The organism is Vagococcus sp. WN89Y, from assembly GCF_052220145.1.
Taxonomy (GTDB): domain Bacteria; phylum Pseudomonadota; class Gammaproteobacteria; order Enterobacterales; family Enterobacteriaceae; genus Kosakonia.
Genome location: NZ_JBQPOM010000022.1, coordinates 171,839 through 188,869, shown reverse-complemented (window position 1 = coordinate 188,869; position 17,031 = coordinate 171,839). Strand labels below are relative to the sequence as shown.

Below are 17,031 nucleotides of genomic sequence, written 5' to 3'. Positions count from 1 at the left end.
GTACCATCATCATGCCGTCTGGGACTATTGTCTTGCCCGTTAAGGATCTCATCTCTTAACGAACAGGCTCTGAAGAAGTGGTGCCCGGACTCGGAATCGAACCAAGGACACGGGGATTTTCAATCCCATTGTTCTGGCTTTCACGGGTAATCCGGACTGTCAGACAGGAGTCTTCAGTGTAGTTCATTGGTTGCACATTTTAAAGAGAGAGTGTGCCAGTGAACATTCTGCCCGTTGTGTCCACCAAAGGTGGCGAAGGAAAATCAACCCAGTCTGCTAATCTTGCCGGTTTTCTGGCGGATGCCGGCCTCCGTACCCTGCTGATAGACGGAGACCATGCCCAGCCCACGGCAAGCAATATCTTTCCGCTGACGTATGAAGCGCCGGCCGGTCTTTTTGAATTACTGATGCGCACGGCTGACCTCAGTCATCCCGACAACATCATCTCCCGCACGGCTATCGACGGCCTTGACCTGATAGTCTCCAATGACCCCCATGAACAACTGAAAACGGCCATGCTTCATGCACCGGATGGTCGCCTCCGTCTGCGTAATGTGCTCCAGCATCCACTTTTCCAGAGTTATGACGTCATTGTGGTGGATTCACAGGGCGCGCGTTCCGTCATGCTGGAAATGATTGTGCTGTCTGCCACGGAGTCTGTGGTGGGGATGGTGAATCCGGTTCTGCCGGATGTGCGTGAGTTCATTCGTGGCACAGTCAATGTCATGGAAAACCTGTTGCCCTACCGTGAACTGGGTATCCCCCTGCCGAAAGTCCGCACCCTGGTTAACTGCATGGATTATACGGCGCTGGCCAGACAAACACTGGCGGAGCTGACCGACATTATTAACTCAGGTCGCTACAGCAAAGTGCTTCCAGAAGGCGCGGTCACCCTGCTTTCAACACAGATTTATGACCTGAATATTTACAAACAGGGACACGCAGCCGGTCAGCCGGTGCACCGCCTTGAGAAAGAGTCCGACCGTCGCAGCGATTCTGCGCTGGCCACCATGCACAGTCTGGCCTGTGAACTGTTGCCGGAGTGGAGTGAGTTTTTTGATGAACTGCTGGAAAACGGAGGCATGCGTCAATGGTAAAGCTGTCGTTTAAATCCCTGACAGGTCGCAGCCGGACAGTATGTGTCGGGTGTGGTTATTCCGGTGTTCGGTTTGGTGATGCTGCAGGTCAGGACACCCGGCAGTGGGTGAAGGTGAACCATGAGAGCGGGCTGGGGCTGTGCTCCGGCTGTGACACTTTTCTTTTGCAGGAACGCCAGCGTCGTCAGCGGCATGACCAGCTTTTTTCATGTGGTGTTTCCGGCAAAAAGCGAAAAACGGAGGAGGCGGCATGACAATTTTTGTAACGCGCACCTGTGTTCGCAGCGAAGTCATCAATGCCGGACGGCAGTTGTTGATGATTTGTATTCATCTTTTTTCCTTTTTAAGTCAATTGGTTATGAGTATAAAGATGCTGTCCGTACCTTCTGACCGGGGTCGCCAAACTTACCGGTCTGAAAATGTACAGACAGTTACCGGGATGTTATTCCCGACAGCTGTACGTCCGGCACCCTTTTTCCTTTTTTTACATGGCCAGGTTTCTGGCAGTCAGAGAGGGAGGGTACGCCATGGCTGAAATATCAGTTCTCTGTGCATACGAAGCAGAGCAGGCCGTTCTGGGGGGGCTGATGCTGGAGAATGAACGCTGGGATGAAGTGGTGCTGATGCTGAGTCCTGACGATTTTTATGTGGCTCAGCACCGGGCCATTTTCCGTGCCATGTCTGAACTGGCGGTGAATGGCCAGCCTCTGGACATGATTACCCTGTCAGAGCACCTGGAACATCAGGGCAGGCTGGATGTACTGGGCGGTTTTGCTTATCTGGCTGAGCTCAGCAAGAATACACCTTCTGCGGCCAACATCATGGCCTATGCAGGCATTGTGGTGGAGAAAAGCGTTCTGCGTCAGTTACAGGCCACCGGAAACACCCTGATTGCTGATGTGGCGGCACCAAACGCCACATCACGGGACGTGCTGGATGCAGCAGAGCGGCGTCTGTTTGCTCTTGCGCAGAACAGGACGCTCCGGGAGCGCACGGAAGCCTCTCTTTCATCCGCGCTCGATACTGTTCTGCAGCAACTGGAAAGTGTGCTCGGCTCCGGCGGTGTGACCGGTACCCCCACGGGATTTGACTGTCTGGATGAAATGACTTGTGGCCTGCAGCCCGGTGACCTGGTCCTGCTGGCTGCCCGTCCGTCAATGGGGAAAACCTCTCTGGCACTGTCCATGTGTCTCAGTGCCGCCCGGCGGCGGACGGAAGAGAGCGTTCTGGTATTCAGCATCGAGATGCCAAAGGAACAACTGATTCTGCGCATGCTTTCCATGCTGGGGCGTGTGGAGCTGAATCATCTGCGCAGTGGCAACATGGATGATGAGGACTGGGCGAGGGTGTCATCTGCGGTCGGCATGGCGTTGGGTGACGGAGGCATGGATACGCTGGGTGAGCGCCTGATAATTGATGACTGCAGCCAGCAGACACCGTCATCACTGCGTGCCAGTGCCCGCCGTTATACCCGCCTGTACGGTAAACCCGCTCTGATTATGGTGGATTATCTGCAGCTGATTCGTGCGCCGGAGCTGGAGAACCGCACCCAGGAAATTGCTGAAATTTCCCGTTCCCTGAAAGCGCTGGGGAAGGAGCTGGGCTGCCCGGTGCTGGCCCTCTCCCAGCTAAACCGACAGGTGGAACAGCGTGCAGATAAACGCCCCAATAACGGTGACCTGCGTGATTCCGGGGCGCTGGAGCAGGATGCTGACCTGATTATGTTTATTTACCGTGACGAGGTCTATAACCCCGATTCACTGGCAAAGGGAGAGGCTGAAATCATTGTCAGCAAGCAGCGTCAGGGACCCACAGGCACGGTACGGGTCAGGTTCGACGGTCGTTACACACTGTTTACGCCCTCTGAAAATGACGGGCTGGGAGGATATGCGTGATGGCACACAAGCCACTGAATCTCGGGGCTGCCATTATGCAGCCCGGTCGTCAGGCCAGTGCCGCCGGTAATGTGGTGGCGCTGGGGGAAACCCCCATGATTCTGACGCTGGACCAGTTACGCCCGAATCCGGATAACCCGCGCACCACGCGCAATCCGCGTTATGACGACATCAAAAACTCCATTCACGCCCGCGGGCTGGATACGGTGCCCAGGGTCACCCGTATGCCGGACAGTGAGCCGGATGTGTATATCTTCAGTGACGGGGGAAACACCCGTTACCAGATACTGACGGAGCTCTGGAAAGAAACCGGGGATCCGCGTTTTTACCGTATTCATGTACTGTTCAAACCCTGGCCGGGACGGCTTCAGTGTGTGATTGGTCATCTGGCGGAAAATGAAGTTCGCGGTGAACTGACCTTTATTGAGAAGGCGCAGGGCATTCATAAGGCGCGCCTGATTTATGAAGAGCAGTTAAACAAAAGCGTGTCCATGCGGGAACTGTCGTCGTTACTGACAGAACAGGGACTGCCGGTTGATGCCTCCAGTATCAGCAGGATGGAGAACGCCCTGAAATATCTGTACCCCTGGATCCCCGATCTGATGGAGTCGGGGCTGGGAAGCCCGCAGGTCAGAAACCTGCTTGCGTTACGCCAGGACGCAGAGCGTGTCTGGGGACAGTTTGCGCTGGCGTCCGGCACGGATGCTGAATTTAACAGTGTGTTCGGGGAAAGCTGCCGGAAGTTTAATTCACCGGAGCTGTGGTCACTGGAGATGTTCCGCGACGAGCTGATCGGGGATTTGTTGCAGGCGCTGCCACATCCCTCCCTGGACTACGACCGGTGGCTGCTGGAGCTGGATCCGAAAGAGCGGAACCGCCGTCACCATTTTGGTGAGCCGGATCCGGTGGTGGTACCGCCGTCAGTCCGCGACAGCGGCACAGGGCAGTCCGGTGCACCGGTATCCCGTATCCTGCCTGAGGTAGCGGAATGTCTGCCGGATACGGACGCTCCGGTGCCGGAAAGCACTGCCCCCGGTACTGAGCCCGAACAGCATGGTGTTGCCCGACCGGAGAACGCTGTTTCTGCCACAGGCCTCACTGAAAAAGGCGGGCTTCCTTCCCCCGAGGAGCGTGCAGACAAGGCGTCTTCTTCTGCTGAGAAAGTTCTGCGTCCGGAGATACAGCCGGATATGTACGGTGGCGAGCCGGTCTTCAGTGGTGATGCTGTGGAAGACGGTACTGCCGGGTCAGCCGTGCCATCCGTCATGACCGGCGATACAGCGCCGTCCGGAACATCTGATGCACTTCCCGCATCGGTGACGCATTTTGCGGAAGGACGGGATGATATCGAGCATCTGCAGAATGAGGCCTTCCGGCTGGCATGGGAACTGGCTGAGTCTGCCGGCTGTGCTGAAGAAATTGCCATGGACAGGGAAAGTGACCTCTCGGCTGGTTTCGGGACTGCAGAGGAGAAGTGTTCGCCGGTGACGGCATTTCTGGTGGGGCTGACCGGTGATGCACCGCTGACAGTGTCCCCCGTCAGTCTGACAGACCTGCTGACAGGTGGCAGTGCGCCGGAGGCATGGCCACTGCTGGATGATGAACATGCCGTGAAGCTGCTGCGTCTTCTGAGTGTGCTGCGCCGTCTGCGCGCCCTGCAGCGCAGTGTGTTACCCGAAGATGATGAGGAGGATGAAAGTGATGAGTGATATGCCGCATCAGGAGCGTCTGGTCAGACGGGTCAGGAAACTGCTGGAGCTGAGCCGCAATAACAGCAATGCCCATGAGGCCGGGCTGGCGCTTGCAAGGGCGCAACAGCTGATGGCGAAACACGGTATCACGGAGCAGGGTGCGGGACTTTCTTCGGTGCAGACGTCTTCATCACAGGGGGCACCTTCTGAGGCTGAAAAAGTTCCGGCGTGGATGTTTCGTCTGGTCATGGTGGTGTCACAGACATTTGGCTGCAGTGCGTATTACGACTGGCGGTTGATGCCCGGTGGCAGGTATCGCCGGTGTGTGACGTTTTACGGTTTCAGTGAACGTCCTCAGGTGGCGGCTTATGCGTTTGATGTTCTGTGCCGTCAACTGAGGGACGCAACGGATGCGTATCTCCGTACACAGAGCCGGCGGCTGAAACTGAGCACCCGCCGTGCCCGGGCCGCCCAGTTCCGTGATGGCTGGGTTCTGGGCGTTCGTCAGGTGGTGATGCCATTCAGTGTGACAGAAGAGGAAAGCCGACGGATGCGCCTCTGGCTGGAGCAGCAGGAGATGGAGACGGAGGCCCCCCGGGAGGTGAAAGCCTGTCGCGGCGGTGACCTGGCCCGCTGGCAGGGGTATGAGGCCGGGAAAAATGCCTCACTGCATCATGGTGTGGGGGGAGATGCCCGCCGGATGGTGCCGGGGCTGATGATACGGGAGGCGTCATGAATAACAGCTTATCTCAGGCAACCAACGGTCTGCTGATGCAACTGGTGATGGACCTCAAGAGCGGCTATCTGCGCCGTTGTGAATCTCTGGGACTGGCCCGGGAGGAAATGCAGATGCTGCAGGGACTGACCATTGAGGAAATCCATTACCTGTCGAACTCGGAAGTGTCGGTTATCCGGCTGGACATTAATCATGAAAATCTGCTGCGTATGCTGCAGCAGGCCCGGACGGAGCAGAAACGTCTGCAGCGCATTGACCGTGCACTGGCGCTGGGTGGCTCCATTGAGCTGATGGCGTTTTACTTTGGACTTTCCAGTGTGGATGTTGCGGCGCGCCGGCGCATTGCCGGTATTGATGTTCGGCCGGGACGTGGTGTCACGCTGAGCGATGAGGAAAGTGCAGAGCTGTGGCGTTTATGGCAGAAGGCGGGCATCACGGATGTGGAGAGTGCGGACGGACTGGATGTCATGATGCTGGCTGCGGAGCAGATGAATATCCCGCTGACTGCCATCTGGCACGCAGTAAGGGGATGGTGCGCTGACCGGCAGACGGAGCCGGTAAGGAATGCGTCATGAAAATGACGGAACTTGCTCCGGGCATTCTGGCCAGTCCGTGTGTACCGTCGGCCTGCTGTCGTAAGGCGGTTCAGATGGTCAGTCTGTTCCGGCAGGGGGCGCGTAATTACCGGCAACTGAATGACCGGGGGACCCGTTATTACAAGATAAACGTCGGACGCGCCTGGCGTCTGTTGAGTCGTAACCGGGGAGAGACCTGGGAACTGCTCAGTCATGAGCGTTATAACAGCGCCAGACGTAAATGAAATGTGCAGGCCGGACCGGAGTATCGGGGCCGGCCCTGTTGACGACAAGGTATTGCACAGGAAATTGACTCCCATGAATGAGCTTAGCTGGAAAGCGTTGAGTAAGGCGGTAAAAAGATATCAGGATGTGCTGTCGTGGAGTCGTTCAGACAGACACAGTCCGGGCGCTGAGCGGGAATTAGCTGCTGCAGCCGGAAATATCAGGAAAGCCATTGGTGATCAGGAAATTGACGTGATTGTGGAACTGGTGACGGAACTGGAAGATGCAGAATGGAAAATTACAGTATACGGCTTCCTCTTATTATGGACGTGGGCATTAATCGCCCTGTACATCCTGTATTTCCGGTGAACAGGAGGCAATCAATGCACAGTATTAATTATCAGGCACTGCGTGAGGTTGCACAAAACTATCAGTCGACGCTGGCGTGGTATCAGGCTATCCCGGATAGTCCAGACGCTGAGGTTGATTGTGATGAAGCTTTGGCTGCGTTTAAGCGTCAAATCCGTCACAGGGAAGTGGATATTATCGCCGATCTGCTGGATGAACTGGAAGCCGCAAAAAAGCGTATTGCAGAACTGGAGGAAGAGAAAGAAACGTTGCGTCCGGTTGGTGTTATGAGCAGGAGAGCATTTTGGCGGCTTGAGAATAGTGAGTCACGATTTATTGCACTCTGGCCCGGACCGGGAATATGCCAGCTGCGTAAACGTCCTGATGACGGCGTTATTGTTTACGCCAGAACCGACGCCGGCATTGGCGTGAAGCAGCAAAATGACACAGGGATTAATCGAAAATGTTTAGCCAGCCCCCTGCATCCAGCAGGGTGCTGTAATAAGCATTTTTGTACCGGATAAAAAGCGGCGATATTGCCGCTACTGAATGAGGTGATTATGGCGTTACCTGCGGAAAGCCTGATTGCGTATACCCTGGAAAAAATGAAGCACCGTATGGGCACCGGAGCCCGGAAGGAGGAGGGGCGAATACGCAGCGGACTGTTGTTCACCGGCAATGTGCATGATGCCATTCCGCGTCGTCTGTTGCTGGATACGCGTCTTTCACCGCTGGATAAGATGGCATGGATGATGATCCGGCTGTATGCGCAGAATAATGAGGGGGCCATTTTTCCCACTTACGACGAACTGCAACTGCAGCTGGCATCGCCGGGAAAGGGAAAAGCCTCCAGAGAAACCGTCAGCCGGGTCTTACTGATGTTGCGGATCACGGGCTGGCTGAGCCTGTGTAAACGGGTGCGTGATGATAAAGGCCGGGTTCGGGGAAACATTTACGCCCAGCATGACGAGCCCCTGACGTTCTGCGATGCAGAGGCGATGGATCCACGTTATCTGGATATGGTGGCAGAAGCCTGTATGAGCCGGAACCGGACCATCAGTCAGACGGCACGGGATATTCTGGGTGAAATAAAAAATGATCCGGGAATGCGCCACTATCACAGCCATATCAGTCAGCTGGAAGCCCGGATAGGAAGTGCCCAGACACCGGGGCAGATGGCTGCCCGTCAGCGGGTGACGGAGGGCAGAATGCAGCCGGGTTCGGAAACCGAACCAGTGGTGAGAACACTGAGTTCGGCACCGGAAAAGCTGAGTTCGGAAACCGAACCGGGTAAAAAAATGGGGCAAGAAAGACAGAGTTCGGATTCCGAACCATCAGGAAAATCAGCAGGCTATCACAGAGTCCGGAAACCGAACCATTACGTACGTAATATCACACACAGTGTGATTAAAAACACGTACGTACTGCCGGCGTCGCTGACGGGACAAATTCGGGAGGAGGATGCCATCATGCTGACCAGTCAGTTGCAGGCGCTGCCGGAAGCGCTGGCACAGGGTGTGCTGGAAAGCCTGTCAGGGATGCTGGGCAGTCAGTCACTGCAGAATCCGGTGGGCTGGCTGCTTGCGGTGCTGAAACGTGCCCGGGAGGGAAATTTTTATCCGCCGAAACAGAAACAGCGCGTCGCTGTATCGGCTCCCATGCAGGCGGGAGCAGGAGGGCGCTCCACTTCGCAACCTGTTGTTACCCGGAAACGTACAGAACCCATTTCAGCAGAGCGTCTGAGTGGTATTGTGGCAGGGCTGCGGGCCTCCCTGCGTAACCGTTCTGCGATAAGAGCCCGGTGATGGCGTTGTGGTCCACGTTCACAGAGAACAAAAATCAACCAGTGTTGCCAGTGGCAACAGAGAGCAAAAATAAGTCAGCGCTGGTAGTGCCAGCAGAGTACAGAAATTAATCAGTGCTGGCAGTACCAGCAGAGAGCAAAAATTAATCAGTGCTGGCAGTGCCAGCAGAGTATGAAAATTAACCAGTGTTGGCAGTGCCAACAGAGAGCAAAAATTAATCAGTGTTGGCAGTGCCAACAGAGAGTAAAAATTAACCAGTGTTGGCAGTGCCAACAAAGTACAAAAATTAATCAGTGTTGCCAGTGGCAACAGAGAGTAAAAATCAACCAGTATTGACAGTGCCAACAAAGTACAAAAATTATGCTGCGTCAGCAGCATGGAAGGCGGTGGCACTGAATATCCTGAAACATCTGACGGTAAACCGCCGAAGCCCGGCGTCAGCCGGAAACATCCTGACAGGATGCAGTGTTCCCCTCCAGCCCTGCCAGACCCTGTTTGTTTCTGGGGAAAGCCAGGATTGCATAAAGGGACTGGAGGACAGAGGGAAAACCGAATACTTGTCGCCGTTTTTCTCGTCAGTATACTTTCCGCGCTGAAATTTTGACTAAGGAAGGATTTTTTATGACCAAAATTAAAATTCTGGCGCTCAGTATGCTGGCCGCCTTATCAGTAAACACGGCTTATGCAGAAAGCACTCTGACACTGGGGGCCGGTGTCGGAGTGATTGACCAGCCTTATAAAGGTTACGACGCTAAAGCGTATCTTATCCCGGCTGTGTCTTATGACGGCGACAACTTCTGGTTCCGTGGTCTGGGCGGTGGATATTACCTCTGGAACGATGCTGCAGATACTCTGTCGGTGATGGCCTACTGGTCGCCGATGTATTTTCATCCGGATGACAGCAACGATCATCAGTTACGCCGCCTTGATAAACGTAAAAGCACGATGATGGCCGGGGTGTCCTGGTCCCATCACACGCCGTATGGTTTTCTGCGAACGAGTCTGGCGGCGGATGTTCTGGATAACAGTAATGGTGTTGTCGGTGATGTGGCGTGGTTATACCGTTATGTGAATGGCGGATTCATCCTGACACCGGGTATTGGTGTGGCGTGGAGCAGCCAGAAACAGAACGACTATTATTATGGCGTATCGCGTCGTGAATCTGCGCGCAGCGGTCTGGAGCGGTATAAAGCGGATAATGGCTGGTCACCTTACCTTGAAGTCAGTGCAAATTACACCTTTGCCGGCAACTGGGGGATCTACGGAACCGCACGTTACAGCCGCTTATCTGATGAAGTTAAAAACTCTCCCATGGTGGATAAGTCATGGGATGGACTGTTTTCCACCGGGATCACTTATCGTTTCTGATATCGGTATGATCTGATGCTCACCGGTGCCGGATCACGGGCACCGGTGTACTGAACTTCCCTTTCTTCCCCATTTTTCTGTGGCCTGAATCTGGTTTTCTGTTGTTCCTTCTGCGCTTCGTCCTGACGATCTCACTTTATCCCTGATTGTTATAAGGAACTGATATGAGTGAAGATAAACTGAACCAGAAAGAAGTCCGGGCCGGCGCATTGCAGTCCTCGCTGTCCATTCTGTTACACACCCATTATGCCATCCGCCTGTGGGAAGGGCGCAAAACGGAGAAGGTATCCGGTGATGGTAAACCCCGTCCGGGTATCATCAGCATGCCTCAGGTCATTGCCCGGGCCGGGCAGGCAACACGGGATGCGGAGCGTGATAATCCCTGGGCGGATATGCTGCTGGTCAGGCTGGAGGAGGCATTATCGCAGGCATCGGAGCAGATCCGGCAGCAGGTCGCCGGACTGGAGGTGGTGCTGAACAACATTCCCGGCAATATCGTGATTTCTGATATTGCATCATCTTCGCCCGTGAACATTGGTGTTTTCAGCAGCTCACCGCTGGGGTATCGCTGCGTCTGGTTGCTTGTGGGGTATGACGAACTGGTTATGAAAGCGTTTCATGCCTTTCACTACGGGCTGATTTCGCGGGCGCAGCGGGACAACATACTGGATACCGGAGGACACGCTGTCCGTAAGGTGTATGGCGTGGTGCAGTCCTATAAAACGGTTCATGCCACCCGGCAGGATATTTTATCCGGCACGGAGAAGGGCAGGGTGGCTGTCAGCCGTTTTGGCAAACCTGATCCGGATGTCATGAGTGGTAAAAAACGCTCTGTTTTTTCTCCGCCCCTGAAATAATACAGCGGAGGTACCATGCAACTCTATTTGTGTGAAAAACCGTCACAGGCGCGGGATATTGCCCGGGTGCTGGGGCTCAGCGGGCGGGGAGAGGGCTGTATTGAAGGTGATACTGTCACGGTCACCTGGGCTGTGGGGCATCTGCTGGAGCTGGCCGCCCCGGAAGCGTACGGGGAGCAGTTCGGGGTTCCCTGGCGTATGGAGTCGCTTCCCGTTCTGCCTGAAAAGTGGCAGATGACGGTTAAACCGCAGACGAAATCCCAGTTTACGGTGATCAGCCGCCTGCTGAAGCGTGCGTCTGAAGTGGTGATCGCCACGGATGCGGACAGGGAAGGGGAAGTCATCGCCCGGGAACTGCTGGCGTACTGCCAGTATCGCGGGCCAGTCCGCCGGCTGTGGCTGTCTGCCCTGGATGAGGCCAGCGTCCGGGAGGCGCTGGCAAACATTCTGCCCGGTGAGCAGACGGCCCGTCTGTATGATGCCGGCCTGGCCCGTGGGCAGGCTGACTGGCTGATCGGGATGAACCTGACGCGCCTGTATACCCTTAAAGCCCGGGCGTCGGGGATCCCGGATGTGTTATCCGTCGGAAGGGTACAGACGCCGACACTTGCCATGGTGGTCAGACGGGATCAGGAGATTGCCGGTTTTGTACCACGGCCCTGGTGGCAGGTGTTTGTCGGGCTGGAGAAAGACGGGATCCGGTTCAGGGCCGTCTGGGTGGCGGCAGAGCAGTACTGCGATGAAGAGAAACGGTGCGTGAACGCTCAGGCGGCCCGGGCCGTTCTTCAGTTGTGTCAGCAGACACCGTCAGCGGTGGTGCATGAGGTGACCCGGAAACGTGAAAAAACACCGGCTCCGCTTTGTTTTTCGCTGGGTACACTGCAGGAAGCCTGCTCCCGGAAATTTGGTATGGGGGCGCAGACTGTGCTGAATATCGCGCAGTCCCTGTATGAGACGCACAAAGCCACGACGTATCCCCGGACGGACTGTGGCTATCTGCCTGAATCCATGCAACAGGAAAACCGGGAGGTACTGGCGGCGATGGCGCGTTCAGATCCCGCCCTGACGCCGGTTCTGGCACAGCTCGATCCCGGTTTTGTTTCACGTATCTGGAATGACAAAAAAATTACGGCACACCATGCCATCATTCCGACCCGGCAGGTCTTTGATATCAGGGCACTGAGTGAAGATGAGCTGAAGGTATATCAGCTTATCCGCCAGCATTATCTGGCCCAGTTTCTGCCCCTGCAGGAATCTGATATCACCGATGCAACACTGACAGTCGGCGGGCAACTGTTCAGGGCACGCGGGAAAGTGAATGTGGTGACGGGCTGGCGAGGCCTGTTTTCCGGGGAAGCAGCAGAAGCTGCTGAAGGCGAAGATGAACAGACGACGGAAATGGCGTTGCCGGCGTTTGAACGGGGAGAGCACTGCCGGATTAGCGGTTCAGAACTCAAGGATCGGATGACGTCACCTCCGGCACCTTTTACGGAAGGGACCCTGATTGCCGCCATGAAGAATGCTGCCAGTCAGGTCAGTGACCCAAAGCTGAAAAAAGTGCTGAGGGAGAATGCCGGTCTGGGGACGGAGGCCACGCGGGCCGGTGTGCTGGAGGTGTTATTTGCCCGGCAGTATCTGGAGAAGAGCGGGAAGCATATCCGGTCAACGCAACGGGGCAGGGAACTGACGGCCGCCCTGCCGGAAGCCCTGACCAGCCCGGGCATGACGGCGCTGTGGGAGCAGGCTCTGGATGATATTGCACAGGGCAGAATGTCACTGGATACCTTTATGGGCAGACAGCAGCAGTGGGTGCGTCATCTGGTCTCATCCGGGCGGGAACAGCCCTTCAGTATGACGGTTCCGGTGACGCCGCCGTGCCCGCTTTGTCAGGGGCCGACCCGGCAGCGAAAGGAAAAGCACGGGCTGTTCCGGAGCTGTCAGCGGTATCCTGAGTGTAAGGGGGTGGTGAACACGCAGAAAAAGGCCGGGCGGCGAAAAAAATCGGGAAAAACTAAAACAGAGTAATCTTAATTTCTCCCTGTTCAGGATCGGGTAGTGTGATTAAGCTTTGATGCAATACCCTGCTGACCACAGTGGAGCGGGCAGCTCCAGGGTCCGGTAACCCGTAATGCACACTCGCGGGGTTACAAGGCGCATCCCCTCCGTGAAAACCGCGCCGGGATTTATCCCCGGAGATGATGAGAGTTAACCCCGGGGGCTGGTATCCCCCTCAGGCACCGGAAATCCCGGTGCCTTTTTTATTTGTTTTAGCGTTGACATTTGTCAGTGGTGACTTAAAGATGACCGGGCTTGACTGTCGTTTTTACGACCACCAATGTTCCGGCAGCCTGTGAGGAACGCCTTCGGGTGGCTGCATTCAACACCCCCTGAGCCTGAAAGGGTGGTGCATTCCACGTGAATGGGGTAAATCTGCGCGCTCTTGAGAGCAGAATGTCGTCACAAAAAGCGCATTATGACGCGACGATGAGGGCTTTTTTATCTGTTCAGACAGCCGGAATTCAGCTGATCCGGCATCCCCGACGGGAACATTCACTCCCGTCAGGGATGGTGATGTTCTCCGTCATCACATTTTTTAACTCCATGGAGAAATCATCATGTCTGTAAATACTGCCAAAACTGAATACTTTAATCTGACCCTGAAAGGTCTGGGGTATCTCAGTAATGTACGTCAGGTAAATCACCAGAACGGCTCGTTTCTCAGCTGTGTGGTGAATGCGCTGAGCGGACCCACGGACAGCCCGTCCTACGTCCGTTTTGATGTCACGGTTGCCGGTAAAGAGGCGACCGCCCTGATTGCCCGCTGCCAGAAGGCGGTGGATGAAGATCGCAAGGTGCTGCTTGGCTTCACGCTGAGCAACCTGTCCACTGACATCTTCACCCTGAACAAGGGAGAGCATGCCGGTGAACAACGCGTCAGCCTGAAGGCCCGCCTGATCAAGGTGGACTGGATCAAGATAGGCCAGGAGATGGTTTACAAGGCTGAAAAATCAGACTCCCAGCCGCCACAAAACGGCACCATGCAACAGCAATACGCAGAAAACTCTTTCTGATCGTACTTTTCTCAACCGTCCTGATGAAAACAGACTGCCTCATCAGGGCGGTCTGTTTTCTTATTGTCTTTATCTTTAAGGAAACTTCCCATGCAACAGCCAAATGGCATGCTGGCCACACAGGCCGGCTATACGTTACCCCTTCAGGTTCTCAGCAGCGTACGTGGTTATTATATTGGTACTCAGTGTGATGAGGGACCGGTGTCCCGCGAATCCGTGGAGTATTACAGAGACTATGAGCAGGCGGCACAGGCGCTGGAAAACGGTACCTGGACACAGCGGACGTGTGCGTGAGGATGAGGAGGGCATATGGCGTCACGTGGTATCAATAAGGTGATACTGGTAGGGCATCTTGGACAGGATCCGGAGATTCGTTATCTTCCCAATGGCGGAGCCGTGGCGAACCTGACCCTGGCCACCAGTGAATCCTGGCGTGATAAACAGAGCGGTGAAATGAAGGAGCAGACCGAGTGGCACCGCGTGGTGATTTTCGGAAAACTGGCGGAGATTGCCGGTGAATACCTGCGTAAGGGGTCACAGGTATACATCGAGGGCCAGTTAAGGACCCGGAAATGGTTCGATCAGCAGAATGGTGTTGATCGCTACGCAACGGAAGTGGTGGTGAGTGTTAATGGCACCCTGCAGATGCTGGGCTCTCCGCGCCAGCAGGGCAGTGGTGCTGCACCCGCACACAGCGGTCAGGGAACTGCCGGCGCGCCGGCGGGTAACTCACCGTCACCGGCTTCCGGGAACGGCGGGGGAATGCCGATGGATTTTGACGACGACATTCCCTTCAGTGGACCGGGATATGGCGCTGAACGGCGGATTATCCATGCCATGTAATATAAACCCCGGGGGCATCACTGCCCCCATTTTTATCAAGGAGGTATCGTGAGTGAAAAAAATCATACCACCCCCACGCCACACGATGCGGCGTTCAGGGCGATGATGGAAACCCCTTCGGTTGCAAGGGATTTTCTGGAAGCCGCGTTGCCGCCGGCACAGTTACAACGGTGCGACATGAACACCCTGAAGCTGGAGCCGGCCACGTTTGTGGATCCGGATTTGCGTCAGTATGCCAGTGACGTTCTGTGGAGCATGAAAACCACCGACGGGCGTGATGGCTACATCTACGCGCTGACGGAACATCAGAGCTCTGCGGATCGTTTTATGGCCCTGCGCATGATGCATTATGTGCTGGCGATAATGTATCGTCACCTGAAAACGCATAATCAGGCCCCCGTTGTGATCCCGGTGCTTTTTTATCACGGTGAACCCAGTCCGTATCCGTACAGCCTGAACTGGCTGGACTGTCTGGACGATCCGGCGCTTGGTCGGGAGCTTTACGGCGAAGGAAAGCCGCCCCGCGTTATTGATGTTGGTCTTCTTGATGATGAGGGTATCCGTCGCTATCAGCAGATGGCTGCCCTGATGCTTCTGATGAAGGTCCGTCAGCGGAAGGGCGATCTGATGACGCAGCTTGACTTTCTGTCACAGTTGCTTCAGATACAGGGAACACACGATCAGGTGGTGGTTCTGTTAAACTATATGGTGAAGGCGTGCGATTCGGCTTCACCGGAATTTATACGGGCGATGGCAGAACATCTGCCCCGGTATGAGGATGATATTATGACTATCGCTGAACGACTTGAACTGGCGGGTATCGAGAAAGGCCGTCAGGAAGAGAGAAAAAAGACGCTTGAGGCAGCCCGTCGGATGCAGAAGATGGGGATGTCGCCTGAGAGTATTCAGGAGATCCTGCAGCTTTCTGATGACGAGCTGCAGAAAGCGCTCGGTTAATCCGTTTCCGTGTTATCACGGGGCGGAGTGTGGCTGATATGAGAGGCCACTTTCCGCATAATCAACATCACGCCAGCTTTTACGCTGGCGTTTTTTTTGTTTACTGATAATGAGTTGTTCGTTGAGCCTGCCGGCGCTTCTTTGCACAGTGACCGCTGTTTTATCACTGCAGAGGAGTTATCCGGATGAAGATGCAACCCGGGATCTTATTTTCCCTGGTTACCCTGGCCCTGCTGGCCGGGTGTAACAGTCCACAAAAACTTCAGCAACGTGCGCCGGCCATGCCGGTACCTTCCGTCAGCGTTTCCCGCAATGTGCAGCCGGTGTCACAGGATATTTATGCGCAGCCGGCACCGGAGGTGGTGCGTTACGACCGTTACCTGCTGGTCAGCACGGCACCGCAGGCAGCGCAGCGTGACCCGCTTTCCCAGGTGATTGATATCCGTATTCCGGCGTCGTTAAAGCCCACCGTGGCCGATGCCATGCGTTATGCCCTGAAACAGTCCGGTTACACGCTGTGTGCCACTGGGCCGGCTAATGGTGTGCTGTACCGCCAGCCCCTGCCCGCCGTGCAGTATCAGCAGGGACCGGTGCGACTGCGTACGGCCCTGCAGGTGATGGCGGGACCGGCCTGGCAACTGGAGGTGGATGACGTTCAGCGGGTGGTCTGCCACAGCTTGCGGGCGGGGTATCAGTTACCGGCAGGCCAGCTGGCACCGGTGCCAGCTTCTCCTGTAATAACGGCCCCGGTGGCACAACCGGTTAAGGGAGGCTTCCTGAAAAAATGAGCGAACAACAGGAGATGATGACACCTGTCCCGGCAGATAAACCCACAACGCGGCGGCGTTTACTTCTGCGGGGCGTGGCAGTCGGCTCCCTGATTCTGCTGGTTATGGTGACGGGAGTGGCTCTGTATCTGACGGGGCGCGGCATGCTGGCGATGGATACCCGTCTGGCAACACTGGAACAACAGCAGGGGGAGCGTCTGACACCGGCTTCGCTGGCCCCGTTGCAGTCACGACTGGATGAACTGGAGGCGAAGCTGCAGACAGAGAGTGCGCGTCTGGCGCAGCTGGCCCGGCAGCCCGTTCTGACGGCGTCTCAGCAGACGCAGCTTACGGAACTGCCGGCGTCCCTTGAGCAGATTCAGGCAGCACAGAAAGCCCTTTCCCTGCGGCTGGACACACTGGCGGCACTGGCAGAGAAGCCACAGCCCCGGGCTGTTCAGTCCGAATCCCCTTCTGCTTCCGACAATGAGAAAAAAGACGTATCCGGAACGAAAGAACCCTCTCCGGTGGTACAGAAAACCGCCCGCCCTCTAACTGCACGTTCAGGTACGTCGCGCACCTCCCGTCAGGCACCGTTTGTGCTGACCGGCACCGAGCGCCGGGGGGCGCTGTCATATGCGGCGGTGGCACCCCGGGGATATACCAGCCTGTCGCAGGTGGCACTGCTCGGGGAAGGTGAGAGTGTGGCCGGCTGGACACTGATTCATGCCGGTCACGAACAGGCGACGTTCCGGGTGAACGGACGTCAGGTACAGGTCAGGGTGGAGTGAGTGAA

Annotated in this window: 21 protein-coding genes and 1 tRNA gene; 20 read left to right on the top strand and 2 right to left on the bottom strand. The window is 55.9% G+C overall.

The window, feature by feature from the left end; all coding sequences use genetic code 11:
* Positions 1-78: 78 nt before the first annotated feature.
* Positions 79-157, bottom strand: a tRNA-OTHER gene (locus tag ACTU3N_RS08120).
* Between the two features lie 55 nt (positions 158-212).
* Here ACTU3N_RS08120 and ACTU3N_RS08115 point away from each other — a divergent pair.
* From ACTU3N_RS08115 to ACTU3N_RS08065, 11 genes are all read left to right on the top strand, one after another.
* Positions 213-1,097, top strand: a complete 885-nt coding sequence (locus tag ACTU3N_RS08115; RefSeq protein WP_443085619.1) for a ParA family protein — start codon at positions 213-215, stop codon at positions 1,095-1,097.
* The gene (locus ACTU3N_RS08110) at positions 1,091-1,351 is read left to right on the top strand and encodes a hypothetical protein (protein ID WP_443085618.1); all 261 of its coding nucleotides are present in this window, start codon (positions 1,091-1,093) and stop codon (positions 1,349-1,351) included. The genes ACTU3N_RS08115 and ACTU3N_RS08110 overlap by 7 nt, the downstream gene beginning before the upstream one ends.
* Positions 1,348-1,632, top strand: a complete 285-nt coding sequence (locus ACTU3N_RS08105) for a hypothetical protein (protein ID WP_443085617.1) — start codon at positions 1,348-1,350, stop codon at positions 1,630-1,632. Before ACTU3N_RS08110 ends, ACTU3N_RS08105 begins: the two co-directional genes overlap by 4 nt.
* Complete coding sequence (gene dnaB-PI, locus ACTU3N_RS08100) at positions 1,625-2,992, top strand: SPI-7-type island replicative DNA helicase (RefSeq protein ID WP_443085616.1); 1,368 nt, start codon at positions 1,625-1,627, stop codon at positions 2,990-2,992. Before ACTU3N_RS08105 ends, dnaB-PI begins: the two co-directional genes overlap by 8 nt.
* Positions 2,992-4,701: a ParB family protein gene (locus ACTU3N_RS08095; protein WP_443085615.1), complete on the top strand. Its 1,710-nt coding sequence runs from the start codon at positions 2,992-2,994 to the stop codon at positions 4,699-4,701. Before dnaB-PI ends, ACTU3N_RS08095 begins: the two co-directional genes overlap by 1 nt.
* Entirely contained in the window at positions 4,694-5,419 is a 726-nt protein-coding gene (locus ACTU3N_RS08090; protein ID WP_443085614.1) for a DUF2786 domain-containing protein, read from the top strand. The genes ACTU3N_RS08095 and ACTU3N_RS08090 overlap by 8 nt, the downstream gene beginning before the upstream one ends.
* The gene (locus tag ACTU3N_RS08085) at positions 5,416-5,994 is read left to right on the top strand and encodes a DUF2857 domain-containing protein (protein WP_001065818.1); all 579 of its coding nucleotides are present in this window, start codon (positions 5,416-5,418) and stop codon (positions 5,992-5,994) included. Before ACTU3N_RS08090 ends, ACTU3N_RS08085 begins: the two co-directional genes overlap by 4 nt.
* Positions 5,991-6,239: a ParE family toxin-like protein gene (locus ACTU3N_RS08080; RefSeq protein WP_443085613.1), complete on the top strand. Its 249-nt coding sequence runs from the start codon at positions 5,991-5,993 to the stop codon at positions 6,237-6,239. The genes ACTU3N_RS08085 and ACTU3N_RS08080 overlap by 4 nt, the downstream gene beginning before the upstream one ends.
* 73 nt (positions 6,240-6,312) lie before the next feature.
* A complete protein-coding gene (locus ACTU3N_RS08075; protein ID WP_443085612.1) occupies positions 6,313-6,588 on the top strand; it encodes a hypothetical protein in 276 nt (91 codons plus the stop codon).
* 14 nt (positions 6,589-6,602) lie between these two features.
* The gene (locus ACTU3N_RS08070; RefSeq protein WP_443085611.1) at positions 6,603-7,091 is read left to right on the top strand and encodes an ead/Ea22-like family protein; all 489 of its coding nucleotides are present in this window, start codon (positions 6,603-6,605) and stop codon (positions 7,089-7,091) included.
* Positions 7,092-7,127: 36 nt separating this feature from the next.
* A complete protein-coding gene (locus tag ACTU3N_RS08065; RefSeq protein WP_443085610.1) occupies positions 7,128-8,372 on the top strand; it encodes an STY4528 family pathogenicity island replication protein in 1,245 nt (414 codons plus the stop codon).
* An 18-nt stretch (positions 8,373-8,390) separates the two neighbouring features.
* On the opposite strand, the gene ACTU3N_RS08060 is transcribed toward ACTU3N_RS08065, so the two are convergent.
* Positions 8,391-8,750 (bottom strand): hypothetical protein, encoded by a 360-nt coding sequence (locus tag ACTU3N_RS08060; RefSeq protein WP_443085609.1) that lies wholly within the window; start codon positions 8,748-8,750, stop codon positions 8,391-8,393.
* 243 nt (positions 8,751-8,993) lie between these two features.
* Here ACTU3N_RS08060 and ACTU3N_RS08055 point away from each other — a divergent pair, with 243 nt between their 5' ends.
* The 9 genes from ACTU3N_RS08055 (at position 8,994) to ACTU3N_RS08015 (ending at position 17,026) form a co-directional block, all read left to right on the top strand.
* On the top strand, positions 8,994-9,740 hold the full coding sequence (locus ACTU3N_RS08055) for a MipA/OmpV family protein (protein WP_443085608.1): 747 nt from the start codon (positions 8,994-8,996) through the stop codon (positions 9,738-9,740).
* 164 nt (positions 9,741-9,904) lie between these two features.
* Positions 9,905-10,597, top strand: coding sequence for a PFL_4669 family integrating conjugative element protein (locus ACTU3N_RS08050; RefSeq protein WP_135524148.1), 693 nt, complete (start codon positions 9,905-9,907; stop codon positions 10,595-10,597).
* 15 nt (positions 10,598-10,612) lie between these two features.
* A complete protein-coding gene (locus ACTU3N_RS08045) occupies positions 10,613-12,622 on the top strand; it encodes a DNA topoisomerase III (protein WP_443085607.1) in 2,010 nt (669 codons plus the stop codon).
* A gap of 590 nt (positions 12,623-13,212) precedes the next feature.
* Positions 13,213-13,668, top strand: coding sequence for an STY4534 family ICE replication protein (locus ACTU3N_RS08040; protein ID WP_047656108.1), 456 nt, complete (start codon positions 13,213-13,215; stop codon positions 13,666-13,668).
* A gap of 90 nt (positions 13,669-13,758) precedes the next feature.
* On the top strand, positions 13,759-13,962 hold the full coding sequence (locus ACTU3N_RS08035; protein WP_443085606.1) for a hypothetical protein: 204 nt from the start codon (positions 13,759-13,761) through the stop codon (positions 13,960-13,962).
* Between the two features lie 15 nt (positions 13,963-13,977).
* Complete coding sequence (gene ssb / locus ACTU3N_RS08030) at positions 13,978-14,511, top strand: single-stranded DNA-binding protein (protein WP_050188237.1); 534 nt, start codon at positions 13,978-13,980, stop codon at positions 14,509-14,511.
* A gap of 48 nt (positions 14,512-14,559) precedes the next feature.
* Positions 14,560-15,468 (top strand): Rpn family recombination-promoting nuclease/putative transposase, encoded by a 909-nt coding sequence (locus tag ACTU3N_RS08025; protein WP_443085605.1) that lies wholly within the window; start codon positions 14,560-14,562, stop codon positions 15,466-15,468.
* 185 nt (positions 15,469-15,653) lie between these two features.
* A complete protein-coding gene (pilL2, locus tag ACTU3N_RS08020) occupies positions 15,654-16,256 on the top strand; it encodes a PFGI-1 class ICE element type IV pilus protein PilL2 (RefSeq protein WP_443085604.1) in 603 nt (200 codons plus the stop codon).
* Positions 16,253-17,026, top strand: a complete 774-nt coding sequence (locus ACTU3N_RS08015; protein WP_443085603.1) for a hypothetical protein — start codon at positions 16,253-16,255, stop codon at positions 17,024-17,026. Before pilL2 ends, ACTU3N_RS08015 begins: the two co-directional genes overlap by 4 nt.
* Positions 17,027-17,031: the final 5 nt, after the last annotated feature.

What these genes read in the sequence shown, in the direction of transcription:
- ACTU3N_RS08110 (WP_443085618.1), top strand. Translation starts at nt 1,091, where the DNA reads ATGGTAAAGCTGTCGTTTAAATCCCTGACAGGTCGCAGCCGGACAGTA.
- ACTU3N_RS08105 (WP_443085617.1), top strand. Translation starts at nt 1,348, where the DNA reads ATGACAATTTTTGTAACGCGCACCTGTGTTCGCAGCGAAGTCATCAAT.
- dnaB-PI (WP_443085616.1), top strand. Translation starts at nt 1,625, where the DNA reads ATGGCTGAAATATCAGTTCTCTGTGCATACGAAGCAGAGCAGGCCGTT.
- ACTU3N_RS08095 (WP_443085615.1), top strand. Translation starts at nt 2,992, where the DNA reads ATGGCACACAAGCCACTGAATCTCGGGGCTGCCATTATGCAGCCCGGT.
- ACTU3N_RS08090 (WP_443085614.1), top strand. Translation starts at nt 4,694, where the DNA reads ATGAGTGATATGCCGCATCAGGAGCGTCTGGTCAGACGGGTCAGGAAA.
- ACTU3N_RS08085 (WP_001065818.1), top strand. Translation starts at nt 5,416, where the DNA reads ATGAATAACAGCTTATCTCAGGCAACCAACGGTCTGCTGATGCAACTG.
- ACTU3N_RS08080 (WP_443085613.1), top strand. Translation starts at nt 5,991, where the DNA reads ATGAAAATGACGGAACTTGCTCCGGGCATTCTGGCCAGTCCGTGTGTA.
- ACTU3N_RS08075 (WP_443085612.1), top strand. Translation starts at nt 6,313, where the DNA reads ATGAATGAGCTTAGCTGGAAAGCGTTGAGTAAGGCGGTAAAAAGATAT.
- ACTU3N_RS08070 (WP_443085611.1), top strand. Translation starts at nt 6,603, where the DNA reads ATGCACAGTATTAATTATCAGGCACTGCGTGAGGTTGCACAAAACTAT.
- ACTU3N_RS08065 (WP_443085610.1), top strand. Translation starts at nt 7,128, where the DNA reads ATGGCGTTACCTGCGGAAAGCCTGATTGCGTATACCCTGGAAAAAATG.
- ACTU3N_RS08060 (WP_443085609.1), bottom strand. Translation starts at nt 8,750, where the DNA reads ATGCTGCTGACGCAGCATAATTTTTGTACTTTGTTGGCACTGTCAATA.
- ACTU3N_RS08055 (WP_443085608.1), top strand. Translation starts at nt 8,994, where the DNA reads ATGACCAAAATTAAAATTCTGGCGCTCAGTATGCTGGCCGCCTTATCA.
- ACTU3N_RS08050 (WP_135524148.1), top strand. Translation starts at nt 9,905, where the DNA reads ATGAGTGAAGATAAACTGAACCAGAAAGAAGTCCGGGCCGGCGCATTG.
- ACTU3N_RS08045 (WP_443085607.1), top strand. Translation starts at nt 10,613, where the DNA reads ATGCAACTCTATTTGTGTGAAAAACCGTCACAGGCGCGGGATATTGCC.
- ACTU3N_RS08040 (WP_047656108.1), top strand. Translation starts at nt 13,213, where the DNA reads ATGTCTGTAAATACTGCCAAAACTGAATACTTTAATCTGACCCTGAAA.
- ACTU3N_RS08035 (WP_443085606.1), top strand. Translation starts at nt 13,759, where the DNA reads ATGCAACAGCCAAATGGCATGCTGGCCACACAGGCCGGCTATACGTTA.
- ssb (WP_050188237.1), top strand. Translation starts at nt 13,978, where the DNA reads ATGGCGTCACGTGGTATCAATAAGGTGATACTGGTAGGGCATCTTGGA.
- pilL2 (WP_443085604.1), top strand. Translation starts at nt 15,654, where the DNA reads ATGAAGATGCAACCCGGGATCTTATTTTCCCTGGTTACCCTGGCCCTG.
- ACTU3N_RS08015 (WP_443085603.1), top strand. Translation starts at nt 16,253, where the DNA reads ATGAGCGAACAACAGGAGATGATGACACCTGTCCCGGCAGATAAACCC.